The following is a 15,221-nucleotide window of genomic DNA, read 5'->3' as shown; positions in this document are numbered from 1 at the left end:
ATGTCTGTTTCACGAGTTACAGCGTGGTTTGTGTGGGTCATAGTATCCATATTTTACGCATATCAATATGTTCTGAGAGTTATGCCCAATATTATGCTGGATGATATTACTCAGCAATTTCACATTGATGCCATAATTTTTGGGCAATTTTCCGGTATTTATTACATTGGTTATTCTTTGATGCACTTGCCTATTGGGATTATGCTCGATCGTTTTGGCCCAAGAAAAGTGATGACAGGATGCATCATGTTGACCGTGATAGGTTTACTTCCCATTTTGTTTGCTGAAAATTGGGTTTATCCAGTGATAGGAAGAGCCCTGATTGGTATAGGTTCATCGGCTGCCATTTTAGGAACATTTAAAATAATCCGCATGACTTTTAAGGAGAAACATTTTCCAAGGATGCTGAGCTTTTCAGTCATGATAGGACTTGTTGGCGCGGTATATGGCGGCGGTCCTGTCAGTTACATGTGTCAACTTATGGGTTATAAAATGGTGGTGGAAATATTTGTAGGCATAGGAATAGTGCTGGCTGGTATTACCTATCTAATTGTTCCCGATGCACAGCCTTCTCGCCAGGATAGTGTGATTTCTAATATCAGAATGGTTTTTGGTAATAGTAAAGTGATCCTATTGTGTTGTTTTGCGGGATTGATGTTGGGACCACTGGAAGGTTTTTCTGATGTATGGGGCTCTGGCTTTTTAAAAATGGCATACAGTTTGAATGCCAACGCGGCAAATTATCTTCCATCAATGATTTATATTGGCATGTGTTTTGGCGCACCTATCTTAAGTCTGATTGCAGAAAAAACAGGGTATTATCTTGGAACTATCATCGCATCAGGCGTGGTTATGTTTCTGGTATTTGCTATGCTTGTCGGAGGTGTTCTGACTATTCCCAGTATAACAATAAGTTTTATCCTGGTTGGCATTTGTTGCTCTTATCAAATTTTGGCTATTTATAAAGTATCCACTTATGTCCCCGATAATCTTGCAGGGTTAACTACTGCAATTGCGAATATGATTATTATGATTTTTGGGTATGGTTTTCATTCTGTAATTGGTTATGTCGTCAATATGTATGGGGGGACACATGTAGCTCGCGCTTTTGTTTATGGAGTTGGGGTGATTCCTTTGACATTGGCTGTTGGCGTGGTGGGTTTTTTGTTTCTGGCCTATCAAGAGAAAAATTTTACCCCGGATGCTTCCTTTGCCTCTCCTGAATTACGATAATTACTGGCATTTCTATCTTGTGTGGTAATAAATATCAAGGGAGGTATAGCTATCATGTATATGTTGTATTTTCATGTTCCAGAAACTCATCTTGACGAAGTAAAAAATGCAGTTTTTGCGGCAGGGGCTGGTTATGTTGATAATTATAACCATTGCGCCTGGCAAACTTTAGGTGAAGGCCAGTTTATGCCTTTACCAGGTAGCCAGGCGTTTATTGGAGAAATTAATCAATTGGAAAAAGTGCCTGAATACAAGGTGGAAACGATTTGCGCCAGAGAGAGAATCAAAGAGGTGGTTGCAGCTTTAAAAAAAGCTCATCCCTATGAAAGCCCTTCTTATCAAGTGGTACGTATTGAGACAGAGTTCTAAATATTAGAGCGAGAAATTCAGGCAGGTCGAATCACCAGATGGTTGGTCATTTAGTAAGAATTTGTTTCTTCAGGATACTTGTTCAATTGAGTATTCATAGATAATATCTAATGATTGATGAACCAATAGTTCAAATCCATCTTCAATCTACATAAGCTGCTTTTGAACAGATAGGGAAATACTGGTATACATGTTGAAAATCCTTGCTCTCTTAAGTTGTTTGATTCTAAGCTCCTGTCTGGTCGGGCCAAATTTTAAAGAGCCTAAAAAAGATGCGGCCAATTATTGGCTTACTTCAAGCCCTGCAATAAAACAATCCGCTTTTCAAAATGCGAATTGGTGGAAAGTCTTTAATGATCCCACTTTAACCTCATTAATCGATAACGGTTATCACAACAATCTTTCCTTGCAAATGGCAGGAGTACGAGTTTTGCAAGCAAGAGCTCAACTTGCTCAATCAGTTGGGGAGCTTTATCCCCAGCAACAAGCTATGGTAGGAGATTATAATTACAATCGAATTGGGGGCAATCAATTACAAGGGCTTCTACCGCCCGATTTTTTAACAGCCAGCCTCGGATTTTCCGCAAGCTGGGAACTTGATTTTTGGGGAAAATACCGAAGAGCGATTCAATCTAATGATGCCCTGTTCCTTGCCTCTCTGGCAGCTTATGATTCCGCATTGGTTACTCTCACCTCAGATATTGCCAGTACTTTTATTAAAATCCGCACCAGCGAAGAATTAATCAAAGTAACAAAAACTAATATCCAGGTGCAGGCGATGAGTCTTAAAATCGCAAAGGATCGTTATTATGGTGGTCAAACCAGTTTACTGGATGTGGAACAAGCGGCAACAGAACTTGCGGAAACTCAATCAAAACTGCCCCAATACGTGAGTGACCTCCAGCACCAAAAAGATATTTTGGCTGTATTACTTGGTACCACTCCTGATAAGGTGGATGACTTGCTTAAAAAAAATAAAGGAATACCAAAAGCTTTAGCGGTAGTGGAAGTTGGAATTCCTAAAGAAGTGATAGCGCGAAGGCCAGATGTTTATCAAGCCAGAATGGAGGCTATAGCCCAATCAGCTGCAATTGGCGCTGTGAAGGCTAATCTTTATCCTTCACTTTCATTAGTGGGGACTTTTGTTTTTGCCTCAAATAATATTGGCAATTCTACTATTAGTGATATATTTAACTGGTCTAATCGCAATATAGTCGCAGGCCCGTCACTGGCATGGTCTTTATTAAATTATGGTCAAATCACGAACGCGGTACGAGCTCAAGACGCTGCTTTCCAGCAAGCATTGCTGAACTATCTTAATTTGGTGCTCAAAGTGCAGCAGGAAGTTCAAGATAACATTACGCGCTATGTAGAGGGGCAAAAAACCGTCTCTTCACTTAAAACAGCCAATGCTGCTGCCATAGAATCGACAAGACTTGCTTTAGTACGATACAAGGAAGGAGAGGCTAATTACACCACTGTATTGAATGCAGAACAGCAACAATTACGAGTACAAACTTCACTGGTTAATGCCACAGGAGAATTGGCTTTGTCTCTGGTTGGCTTATACCGCTCGCTTGGAGGCGGTTGGCAAATACGCGGCAAGAATGATATTGTTTCAAATCAAATAAAAAGTGAAATGGCTGCCCGTACTAATTGGGGTAGTTTATTGAAGCAAGAAAATCATTTGCCTCCAGACTCTAACGGACAACGAATGAAACAACTATATTTACCAACCTGGTGATGAGAATGAACTCTCAAAATAAACAAAATTTAGTTAAAACCGTAGCAATTGTATTTTTTGGTATTGTGTTTGTTTATTTAGTATATGACCATTTTACAAGGGCCCAGGTAGCAACCCCAGCACCGCCAGATGTGATCGTTCAAAAGCCCAAATTAATGAAAATGGGACAGTATGTTACCCAGACAGGTAATACAGTAGCATTTCAATCGGTAGATTTGGTGGCACGGATTGAAGGTTATTTGGATGCCATAAAATTTACTGACGGCGCTTTTGTCAAAAAAAATCAGGAATTATTTATTATTGAACCCGAGCCCTATCTTGAGCAACTGCGTGCTGCTGAAGCCAAGGTAGCCGCTCAAAAAGCAAATTATGCCTATGCCAAATCAGAGTATGCCAGACAGCAACGCATGTATAAACAAAATGCCACGTCTCTTAACAGTGTTGAAAAATGGAAAGCAAAAGTTGAAGAAGCACAGGCAGAAGTAGATAAATCGGAAGCTGATGCTACAAACGCCGCAATTACATATGGTTATACCCACGTTTCAGCTCCTTTCGATGGGCGGATGGGAAGACATTTAGTCGATGTGGGTAATTTGGTTGGGCACGGTGCCGCAACGGATTTGGCTACCATAGAACAAATCGACCCTATTTACGTTTATTTTAATTTAAATGAACTGGATTTAATCAGGATTAGAAATGCAGCGCGCAAGAGAGGATATAAACCAATGGAATTGGTCAAAATCCCTGTTGAAGTGGCTTTGCAAGATGAAAAAGGATTTCCTCATAAGGGGACATTGGATTTTGTAAATACTGGTTTAAACGCTTCAACTGGAACCATGGAGTTTCGCGCCTTGTTACCTAACAAGGGATATCCCCTGGTACCTGGTTTATTTGTGCAAGTCCGGGTACCGATATCTGAACCTTCTCCAAAATTAACAATACCTGACACCTCTGTTCAATACGATCAAATTGGCCCCTATGTCCTTGTGGTTGATAAAGACAATTATGTGCTTACCAAACGCGTGACACTTGGCGGGCTAGAAAATGGGGTAAGGGCTATTACTAAAGGCCTTGATGCTCAAGACAGTGTGATTGTTTCCGGGTTGCAAAATGCGACGCCCAATCATCGGGTTACGCCTAAAACTGAGCAACCTGAGTAAGTATGGCCAAAAAATTGTAAGAATTTAAGACCCTTTATTCAGGGAGCGAAACAACTGAAATGATTTCCAAATTTTTTATTGAAAGACCCGTTCTGGCCAATGTCATTGCCTTGTTTATTGTATTTATAGGGATAATAGCGATTGCTGTTTTGCCTGTGTCTCAATACCCTGCCATTGTTCCTCCTACTATCCAGGTTACTACGACCTATCCTGGCGCTGATGCAAAAACTTTGATTAATACCGTCGCTTTGCCAATTGAGCAACAAGTCAATGGGGTTGAGGACATGCTGTACATGCAATCGACAAGTACTAGTGGAGGCACCTATACTTTAATTGTCACGTTTGCTATAGGCACGGATCTGAACTATGCGCAGGTTCTGGTGCAAAATCGAGTACAAGCGGCGATGGCTCAACTCCCCGAATCAGTACAAAAGCAAGGTGTTATCGTTCAACAAAAATCGACTGCTATTCTTCAATTTATTACTTTGACTTCAAAAAATAATGAATACGACGGCGTATTTCTTGACAGCTATGCGACCATCAATATGCAAGATGAATTATCCCGTTTACCCGGAGTAGGGAATGTGGTGGTTTTTGGTTCAGGAAGTTATGCGATGCGTGTTTGGCTCGATCCTAAAAAGATGCTTGCTTTTTCTTTGAACCCAAGTGATGTTTTAAATGCCATCAGCTACCAAAACAAAGAGGTATCAGCTGGACAACTGGGTGCTCCTCCTACTGTTGGCAAACAAGCCTATCAATTTACAGTGAATGTGCCTGGACAACTCTCTGATCCCAAAGAGTTTGAAAACATTATTATTAAAACGATTGATACCCCACCCGATCAAAATTCCTCTGCCAGTAGCTCTGCTCAGGTAGTACGTATTCGTGATGTAGGGCGAGTTGAGTTGGGATCCGAGAGCTATAATCAGCTCGCTAATCTTAATGGTAAACCTACAGCAGCAATAGGTATCTTTCAACTTCCTGGTGCCAATGCGTTGGATGTTGCGCAAGAAGTTCGGAAAGCCGTGGCGAAAATGGCAAAACAGTTTCCTCCGGGTCTTGAATATTCTATTCCATTTGATACCACCGTTTTCGTCAAAGCTTCAATTGAAGAAGTATATAAAACACTTTTTGAAGCAGGAATTTTGGTTTTAATAGTGATTGTTGTATTTTTACAAAATTTTCGCGCTTCATTAGTACCCGCGACAACGGTTCCTGTGACTATCATTGGGACATTTTTTGCCATGCTTTTATTGGGCTATAGCATTAATTTGCTGACTTTATTTGCTTTGGTATTAGCAATTGGAATTGTGGTTGATGATGCCATTGTTATTGTTGAGGGTGTGACTCAACATATTGAAAAAGGCTTGTCACCTAAAGAATCAGCCATACTTGCAATGAAAGAATTATTTGGCCCGATTATTGGTATCACTTTGGTATTAATGGCTGTTTTTGTACCGGCCGGTTTTATGCCTGGGTTAACGGGGTCAATGTATGCACAGTTTGCTTTAGTTATTGCTGCAACTGCCTTTATAAGCGCAATTAATGCCATGACGTTAAAGCCGACTCAATGTGCTTTATGGTTAAAGGCTCCCGATACGAGTAAACCAAAGAATATATTCTTTCAGGCCTTTGATCGAATTTATAATCCCATTGAATCGGCTTACGTAAAGTTTATTGATCGGCTTGTACATCGTAGTGGTAAAGTTTGTTTGATTGGAATCATTTTAGTGGCTTGTGCCATTTATGGCCTGACGCGTATTCCAACTGGCTTTATTCCCATGGAAGATCAAGGCTATTTGATGTTAAGTATTCAGCTGCCGGATGGCGCCAGTTTAGGACGTACTGATGAAGTAGTGAGTAGATTAGCTAAAAAAGCATCTGAAGTTGGGGGTGTAGATAATGTGATTGCTATTGATGGTATTTCATTATTGGATAACAATTCTCTGCTTTCTAATGCCGGTGTCATCTATGTTATATTCAAAGATTGGAGTGTCAGAGGAAAATCTGAAAATTTACGAGCTCTTTATACCAAATTCAATGCAATAGCCAAAGAAACCCTTGATGCAAAAGTGTTGGTGGTTGTGCCCCCTCCCATTCAAGGTTTAGGGATGTCGGGGGGATTTCAAATGCAAGTTGAATTACAAGACGGTACTTTTGATTACAGGAAATTACAGCAAGCTACTGATCAAATGATCAATACAGGGCGTCAATACCCACAGTTGCAAAACCTTATGACGACATTTCGTGCGAGTGTTCCTCAAGTTGCAGCACCTATTAACAGAACCAAAGCCGAATCTTTAGGAGTGCGCGTTGCTGATGCCTTTGATACTTTACAAACTTATTTAGGTTCTTCTTATGTCAATCTGTTCACGAAATTTGGTCAAGTATTTCCAGTCTATGTTCAGGCGGATGCATCCTCGAGGGTTAGCAGCGAAGATTTAAGGAATTACTATGTAAGAAATCAATCCGGCTCCATGGTGCCCTTAGGTACTCTTACAGACGTGGGGCCTGCGGTAGGACCCTCAATTATTTCTTTATATAACCTTTATCCATCAAGTAACATAAATGGGGTTGCCGCAAGAGGCTATAGCTCGGGGCAGGGAATCCAGGTTATGGAGAAATTGGCAAAGGAACAATTACCCCCAGGGATATCTTATGAATGGACAAGTACAGCTTACCAGGAAAAGGTGGCTGGTAACCTCAGTTACTTTATTTTTGCCTTGTCTTTGGTTTTGGTTTATTTAATTTTATCTGGCCAGTATGAAAATTGGCTTATTCCATCTGCGATTATCCTGAGTGTTCCTTTGACTTTGGTTGGAACAGTATTAGCTCTCGGCAGTTTGGGTATGGATAATAATATGTACACTCAAATTGGCTTGTTACTTCTTATTGCATTGGCTACAAAAAATGCTATTTTGATTGTTGAGGTAGCGCGTGAACAACGTGAAATTCATAATAAATCAGTTCTTGAGGCAGCGGTCATTGGCGCCAAAACACGTTTTCGTCCTATTCTGATGACATCTTTTGCATTTATCATGGGGGTTATGCCCTTGGTTTTTGCAACGGGAGCAGGTGCCAATTCTCGTCGCTCAATTGGTATAGCGGTGAGCAGTGGTATGCTTGCCTCAACTTGCCTTGCAGTTGTTTTTGTGCCTGTTTTTTATGTATTGTTGCAAACCTGGCAGGACAAGAGGAAGGCAAAACATTAATTAATTTAACGTAAGTTATGGATAAAGATTACATAAGAACCAGTTGATATCCAGAGGACGTTTGGGCTGAGGAGATGCGTAAGCATTGTCTTGAAGCCTTGGCATGAAACATTAAATCAAATACGAGATTTCGAGACGGCATAAATACCTCCGCAACCTGAGTGGTTCGAGATAATAACTGATTTTATCCATGACTCATGCTAATTTACAGCTATAGAGAATGCTGTGAGAATAATTCTAATCCTCTCACAGCCAAATAGTGTATTTATCTTCCTGAACATTCAAACAGTTGATGCTATCAAGTTATATTGTATGCCCAAGGGTGTCTGTAGGAGGCTCATTTCTTCCAGTGATTTCACTCTTACCTATTTCTTTATAATTCCCGTGTACAAAGTGTCTGTAGGAGGCTCATTTCTTCCAGTGATTTCACCCATCGCTTCCCTGAATTGTTTTGATGTTTGTTTAGTAGTAGGGCTTTGGACTGATTTGATTGGCTCATTAAGATTTGATTCCTCAAGCTTTTCAGGGTTGGTAGACCATTTTATAATGTTATTTCTTGTAAAATGCTCAGGGGCAATTTTGTCAGCCAGTTGACTGAGTTTTTCATGAACTTGCTCATCAATAGCTTTTTCTTCTTTGAGTTTGGAGAGTAACTGCGTATTGACTTCTTTAAACAGTCTGGGAATATCTTGTTCTAGGAGAGTTTTCTTATCGGTTGATTTATTAATTTCCCTGTATTCCAGGCTTAAATAGCTAGCTACTTTTGCTGCCTCTTCAGGGTTCAATGTCTTAAAGAATTCAATTGCTTCATCATTGTGGCAATGAGAAGGCAAGTCCCTGACAATTTGTTGAACAGCAGGATCTTGTATCTTTTGAAATTGTTCTTCCATTTCCAGAGAGATGATTTCATCAAGTTTTGTTGATTTAAAGGCATACTTGTCCAATTGGCAAATATCTTTCAATTGATCTCGAAATAACCTGACTTCCTTTTGCAGAGTACTTTGAAACCAATTGGATTCGGCAGAAATGTCTCTGTCAATTTTATCTAATGTTTCTATAGAATTTAAAACCTTTTCAAGTACCTGGCTTTTCGTTAAAGATTCACTTTGCAGAAGAGTATTGATTTCTTTGGATACTCTTTGCAATTCTTCACATTGGGTCTTACGAGCTTCATTTCTTGAACCTTTAAACCACCATTCGCGTCCTCTCTTTTCATTGTAAATTTTTGCAGTGAGTTCTAATCCTTCAGCGATTTTATTTAATTCCACATCCAATAATGGCTTGGAGGAATATTTTGACCAGGTAATTGCGCTTAGATTATCGTGTTGTAAATTATCACGAGAAAGCAATCTTGAAAGATCTTGTTTTTGACTCTCCGGGATGCTGGTAGCCTTTTCCAGCTCTTTTTGAATGGCTGGCCAGTTACGATTATAAGCAATGTAATTTTGAGTTTCCTTCGAAAGCATGGAGTAATTTGGAACACCTGTAGGTGAGGTAGCAACCAAATAATCCAATAATTCTTTTGGTTTATTCTCAGCCAGCAGTTTGACAACCTCTTTCTTGAATTGATCCAGTTTTTCGTACCCCTGGGCTACTACCTCATTCTTGTGATGTAAGCGATTGGAGGTTCCTTCCTGGAGAGCTTCCTGATGACTTGCAAGATCACCAAGAGGATGTTTGCCTTTGGTTTGTCGAGTAAAGAAATCCAGAAAATGACAACTGATTCTGCCTTGATGAGAAAAGATATTGCCTTTTTTATCCGGATCAGCGACAAAAAACTCATCAAAATGTGGAGATTCTTTAATCGTATTATAATGTTTTGTAAATTTATCAGTGATTTCTTGTTGTTGTTTGCCGGTTAACGGAGATTTTAATCCCAGCTCGGCATGGTTGCTGTTAATATAGTCGTATATAATTGGTTCTATATCTGCACCTTGCGTAAATCCTTCCTTTACTCTTTTCGCAATTTCAGTAGCATGAGGCTCTTTGTCGAAAAATTCTCCAAAGTTAGCATCCGATAATTTGTTTGTTTTACAGTAAATATTGGCTTCGGCCAACAGGTACTGAACTCTGATGGATATCTTGTCCGCATCGCGGTCTGATGATATTTCTTTAGCACCATCATAGAAAGGGCTGGATGCCTGAGCTACCCAGACAGTGGAATCTACTGTAGCGTCGAGAATAGTATCAATCCAATCACCAATTTCAGAGTCGTTATCTACAAGCATCAAACTATTTACTAAATAATCGTAATTTATTTCTTTTCCTCTTGGATCTTTAGATAAAGATAGTTTCGAATATTGAGGATCACTTTTTACTAACTCTTTTACAAGTTCGTTTTGAAGATTAGTAATTAGTTCGTTTAATTTTTCATCTTTTTTTTCTCCATCAATTCTATCTTCATCTTTATAATGACTAAGAACAGTGCTTTTAACTTTATCCCTAAGTGATTTTTTATTAATTGGAGTTGGTGTTTTATCTTCCGGGAACAGTGTTGAACGCAGGCGATAACCTAATCCCTCGTATATTGGAATAGGAGCTTGTCTTGAGGGCGTGTCATATTTTGAGATGTTTCTTTTGACATTGAATAAAGGGTCATCAAAGCGAGTGAATTTATCGTTGTCATATGGAGAAAGTCTCACAGCGAAAGCATTTTCAGAGGATTTAATGATTTCCTTTACCCCAGAGGGTAATTGCGGAATCCCTCCAGTACGAAGTTGCCTGATATCATTTTGTTCATCATATTGTTTTTTTAGTACTTGAATTAATTCAATGTATTTTTCAATTTGCTGTAAGCGTTCTATTTTCTCTTTTAATAAATCGTCATAAGCATGAGGTGAAATTTTCTTTTGACTATTGATGGCTTTGATGTCTTCTTCCAATTGCCTTTTGTATTCACTGAGTTGGTGTTCAGCAGAATATTTAGTCACACCACTGTGCGCACTACCATAGAAAAATGTGATCAACTCAACTGCTGTTTGACAGGTATTATCCAGGCCTATTTCATCTCCTCCTACAATCGGTAAAAGGATATGAACTTTGTTGTTTTCATCAACATATAGATAATCACAACGTTCCGGCTCTTTGAATTTGATTACGTCAACCATGTTTATCACCATTTTCTAGTGTCTTGTTTATAAGTATATTATAAAGACAATTTGTTTGTAAAACAACAAAAAGAGTTGTAATTAAACTTTTTGCTTGATTACACATACGCCTCAACACAACCGTGTTTTTATATTCTCAATCGCTTGATTCATACTACTAAGCTATATTGTATTCCTAACAGTTTCTCTGAGTGACTCATTTCTTCCTGTCATTTCATTTATGGTTTCTCTGTATTTTCTTGCCATTTCAGTAATTGAGCCTTCAGAGGATTTTAGTAATTCACCGAGATTGGACTCCTCAAGTTTTTCAGGATTGGCAGACCATTTCCTGATATTATTCCTTGTAAAATGCTCAGGAGGAATTTTATCAGCTAATTGACAGAATTTTTCATAGACGTCTTCCTTAACTGCACTATCTTGTTTTAATTGGGATAATAGTTCCATATTCACTTCTTTAAATAATTTAGGAATATCTTGTTCAAGGAGAGTTTTCTTATCTGTTGATTTATTGAGTTCCCGGTACTCGAGGCTTAAATAGCTAGCTACTTTAGCTGCTTCTTCAGGATTTAATGTCATAAAGAATTCAATCACTTCATTATTATGACAATGAGAAGGCAAGTCTCGGACAATTTGTTGGACAGCAGGATCTTTAATCATTTGAAATTGTTCTTCCATTTCCAGAGAGATAATTTCATCAAGTTTTGTTGATTTAAAGGCATAGTTATCTAATTGACAGATATCCTTCAATTGATCTCGAAATGATTGTACTTCTTTTTGCAGAGTACTCTTAAATAAATTATATTCAGCAGAAATGTCTCTATCAATTTTATCCAATGCTTCTATGGAGTTTAAAACTTTTTCAAGAACTTGGCTTTTTGTTAAAGATTCACTTTGCAGAAGAGCATTGATTTCTTGGGATACTCTTTGCAATTCTTCACATTGGGTCTTACGAGCCTCATTTCTTGAACCTTTAAACCATTCACTTTTTCTTTTTTCATTGTAAATTTTAGCAGTTAGATCTAAACCTTCGGCGATTTTATTTAACTCCACATCCAATAATGGCTTGGAAGAGTATTTTGACCAGGTAATTGCACTGAGGTTCTCGTGTTGCAGATTATTACGAGAAAGCAATCTTAAAAGATCTTGTTTTTGGTTCTCTGGTATGTCAGTAGTTTTTTCGAGCTCTTTTTGAATGGCTGGCCAGTTACGGTTGTAAGCAATATAATTTTGAGTTTCCTTTGAGAGCATGGAATAATTAGGAACACCTGTGGGGGAGGTAGCAACCAAATAATCCAATAATTCTTTTGGTTTACTCTCTGCCAGCAGTTTGACGACTTCTTTCTTGAATTGATCAAATTTTTCATATCCTTGAGCGACTACCTCATTCTTGTGATGTAACCGATTGGAAGTTCCTGCCTGGAGTGCTTCTTGATGACCTGCAAGATCACCAAGGGGATATTTGCCTTTGGTTTGTCGAGCGAAGAAATCCAGGAAATGGCAACTCATTCTGCCTTGATGGGAGAATATATTCCCTTTTTTATCAGGATCAGCGACAAAAAATTCATCAAAGTGAGGAGAGTTCTCAATAATGTGATAACGTTGAGTAAATTTTTCAGTAATTTCCTCTTGTTGCTTGCTGCTTAACTCAGATGTTAATCCCAGTTCGGCATGGTGGCTGTTAATGTAATTGTAAATAATAGGCTCAATCTCTGCTCCTTGAACAAGTCCTTCTTTCACTCTTTTAGCAACTTCAGTAGCATGGGGCTCTTTATCAAAAAATTCACCGAAGTTAGCATCTGATAACTTGTTGGTTTTACAATAAAAATTAATCTCAGCTAATAGATATTGGACTTTAATTGACATTGTATTTGTATCAGATTCAAATTTTATTTCCTTTTGCTTCTCATAGAATACACTAACTTTTTCAGTACCACTTTCACTTTCCTTTTTTGGCCAATAATCAGCTTCTGTTGTAGCACCAATAATTCCATAAACCCAATCTTTCGCGGTGGAGTTGTCATCTAACGTACATGCTATGTTTTCCAAATAATCCAAGTTAAGTGGTTGGTGATAGGTATCCTCATCCACTTGAAGTTCGGAATCAATTTTCTTGTACTCTTCTAGAACGAGTTTTTTTATATCCTCAAATTTTTGACCACGATCGCCATCTTTTGTATTAAAATCTTTGTCAAGTTGCACTAAAACAGAATCTACGATTTTGTCCTTCAGTGATTTTTTATTAAAAACAATAGGAGTGTCTTTATCTGGTGGTAGAAGCTCAGAACGCAAACGAGCCCCTAATCCATCAGTTGCCCGTTGGTATCCCCCAGCTTCATATTGAGATCTGTTTCTTTTGAGACTAAACAGAGGATCATCAAAGCGGGTAAATGAGTCTGGTCTATCCGGGGAAAGCCTTAAAGCAAAGGCATTTTCAGAAGATTTAATGACTTCCTTTACTCCAGAAGGTAATTGCGGGATTCCTTCTGTGCGTAGTTTGTCTATTTCTCTTTGCTCATCAAATTTCTCTTTGAGTACTTTGATTAAATCAATATATTTTTCGATTTGTTCCAGGCGCTCTTTTTTCTCTTTTAATAGATCTTCATAGGCATTTGGTGAAATTTTTCTTTGAACACCGATTGCCTTTATATCATCTTCCAGATTCTTTTTATATTCATTTAGGTGATGTTCAGCAGAATACTTTGTCCCACCATGCGTTTTTCCATAGAAAAAGGTTAATAACTCACCTGTTGTTTCACAGGTATTATCCAGTCCTATTTCATCCCCACCTACAATAGGTAAAAGAATATGGACTTTATTATCCTTAGCGATATGTAAATATTCGCATCGCTCCGGCTCTTTGAATTTTATTTTGTCAACCATGTTCATCACCCTATGCTAGTGTTCTGACTATAAGTATATTATAAAATGATTATAAGTATTTAAAAATAAGTCTGATTGTTAAAAAGATGATAATATTTGTGTTTTTTCTTTCAGTATAAAAAACTAATCATTGTTCCTCATATACAAGAATTGAGCTCACAATTTGAGTTATCTAAAACAATCGAATATGAGATTTTCGATTAAATCATTGCGATTTTTTGAGTTATGCCTACCGCAATGAATTGATAAATAATTACACTTGTTATATAATAAATCCTCATTTTGTTTATGGAAGGAGACCATTGTGCCTATTATTCTAGATTCTGATGTGTTGGAAGTGGCGGAATATGTGTATAAAACACGCTTATCTCAGCCTTACACTGAAGTGGGTTCTGAATGGGAGTATAATTACAAGAATCCAACAGCCACTTTTGCAAAAGGCGATGGCCATAACTTGCAAAGGTATATTACAATTGATGGCAAGCAGCTTCATCGCCCTATCCATGGGTTAGCTCATACGATGCGCACATTGATGTATAGCCAATTGATGTATTGCTCCTCAAAAAAACAACCTTCCCCACACGTATGTCAAGACGGACGAACAATAGCCGATCTCAGTGAACTTGATCTTAAAAAGATAAACATTGCGCAGCTATTTTTTGTAGCCGGGCGCGAAAGCGAGGCTTCTTATGGTGATGCTTATCATCGTTATCATCTGTATGGGGCTAAACAGTTCGAAGAATATGCCCGCAAGCATTTGACTCATCTTTTTTCAGAAGAAGAAATCCGATTGTACTCACGATGTATAGAAGACAGGGTAGGTGACAGTTTTGATGGTACCCCTGAAGGTTATATAATTCACTTGTCACACATGATCGATTTGATGCGTTGCAAAAGCCCGGTTGAAGTATTTTTGGGCCACTCAAAAGGGGTTTCTGGTATTGTACCTACATTGATTCACTTGTTTGGCAAACAAGATGGCTTGGATATTATGCATTACGCCCGAGGCTTGTTTGCGGCTACAGGTGAGGCGGTGCCCTATATTGATTCATCTGAATGGCCTCATTTGGGAGTTGACTTGAGTCGGGTACAACGCGCACTCTCTATCGTTGGTGATATCAATGTCCCTGGGCAAGAGGCTGATTCTAAAAAAACAGCGCAAGCCGGTTTTTCTGTGGATGGTTGTTATTCTGCGTTAACCAGTGTGCCTACACCTTCCTGGTATGAGAAAGAGTTAAAAGAAATCGATGATGAAAAAATCGATGTTAAGGAAGTTGATGATAGGGAGATAGAAAAAGAACATGAGATAGTTGTTCCTTCGCAGGCAACAACACCTTTAAGTACAGTAAAAACTGACTCCTTTGTCGAAAAACTTCTGAAGCCATTTATGATTTGGAAAAAGCCAGAGGTACAAACGACTCAACCAACAACGGAGAAGACTAATAAACCTTAGCCTGTTTTATTTAAAGTAATAGAGAAACGGATTCACTTAGGGAATTAAAACGCAATGAGGTGT

8 protein-coding genes are annotated in these 15,221 nt (G+C 38.6%); 6 read left to right on the top strand and 2 right to left on the bottom strand.

Annotated features, from left to right (window positions below):
- From LPG_RS12695 to LPG_RS12675, 5 genes are all read left to right on the top strand, one after another.
- On the top strand, positions 1–1,233 hold the full coding sequence (locus tag LPG_RS12695; protein WP_016357023.1) for an MFS transporter: 1,233 nt from the start codon (positions 1–3) through the stop codon (positions 1,231–1,233).
- Between the two features lie 54 nt (positions 1,234–1,287).
- Positions 1,288–1,602, top strand: a complete 315-nt coding sequence (locus LPG_RS12690) for a hypothetical protein (RefSeq protein WP_014842546.1) — start codon at positions 1,288–1,290, stop codon at positions 1,600–1,602.
- A gap of 190 nt (positions 1,603–1,792) precedes the next feature.
- On the top strand, positions 1,793–3,346 hold the full coding sequence (locus LPG_RS12685; RefSeq protein ID WP_015444043.1) for an efflux transporter outer membrane subunit: 1,554 nt from the start codon (positions 1,793–1,795) through the stop codon (positions 3,344–3,346).
- A gap of 5 nt (positions 3,347–3,351) precedes the next feature.
- The gene (locus LPG_RS12680; protein WP_015444044.1) at positions 3,352–4,506 is read left to right on the top strand and encodes an efflux RND transporter periplasmic adaptor subunit; all 1,155 of its coding nucleotides are present in this window, start codon (positions 3,352–3,354) and stop codon (positions 4,504–4,506) included.
- Positions 4,507–4,565: 59 nt separating this feature from the next.
- Positions 4,566–7,718 carry an efflux RND transporter permease subunit gene (locus LPG_RS12675; RefSeq protein ID WP_010948214.1) on the top strand — a complete coding sequence of 1,051 codons (3,153 nt, stop codon included), beginning with the start codon at positions 4,566–4,568 and terminating at the stop codon, positions 7,716–7,718.
- Positions 7,719–8,083: 365 nt separating this feature from the next.
- Here the strand turns inward: LPG_RS12675 and sidC are convergent, their stop codons facing one another.
- Both sidC and sdcA read right to left on the bottom strand, forming a co-directional pair.
- The gene (gene sidC / locus LPG_RS12670; protein ID WP_010948213.1) at positions 8,084–10,837 is read right to left on the bottom strand and encodes a Dot/Icm T4SS effector SidC; all 2,754 of its coding nucleotides are present in this window, start codon (positions 10,835–10,837) and stop codon (positions 8,084–8,086) included.
- Between the two features lie 150 nt (positions 10,838–10,987).
- Complete coding sequence (gene sdcA, locus LPG_RS12665) at positions 10,988–13,714, bottom strand: Dot/Icm T4SS effector SdcA (protein ID WP_010948212.1); 2,727 nt, start codon at positions 13,712–13,714, stop codon at positions 10,988–10,990.
- Positions 13,715–13,964: 250 nt separating this feature from the next.
- Here sdcA and dupB point away from each other — a divergent pair, with 250 nt between their 5' ends.
- On the top strand, positions 13,965–15,158 hold the full coding sequence (gene dupB / locus LPG_RS12660; RefSeq protein WP_010948211.1) for a Dot/Icm T4SS effector deubiquitinase DupB/LaiF: 1,194 nt from the start codon (positions 13,965–13,967) through the stop codon (positions 15,156–15,158).
- Positions 15,159–15,221 lie beyond the last annotated feature (63 nt).

This window comes from Legionella pneumophila subsp. pneumophila str. Philadelphia 1 (assembly GCF_000008485.1).
In the GTDB taxonomy this organism is placed as follows: Bacteria; Pseudomonadota; Gammaproteobacteria; order Legionellales; family Legionellaceae; genus Legionella; species Legionella pneumophila.
This window is presented reverse-complemented; position numbering and strand designations above follow the sequence as displayed.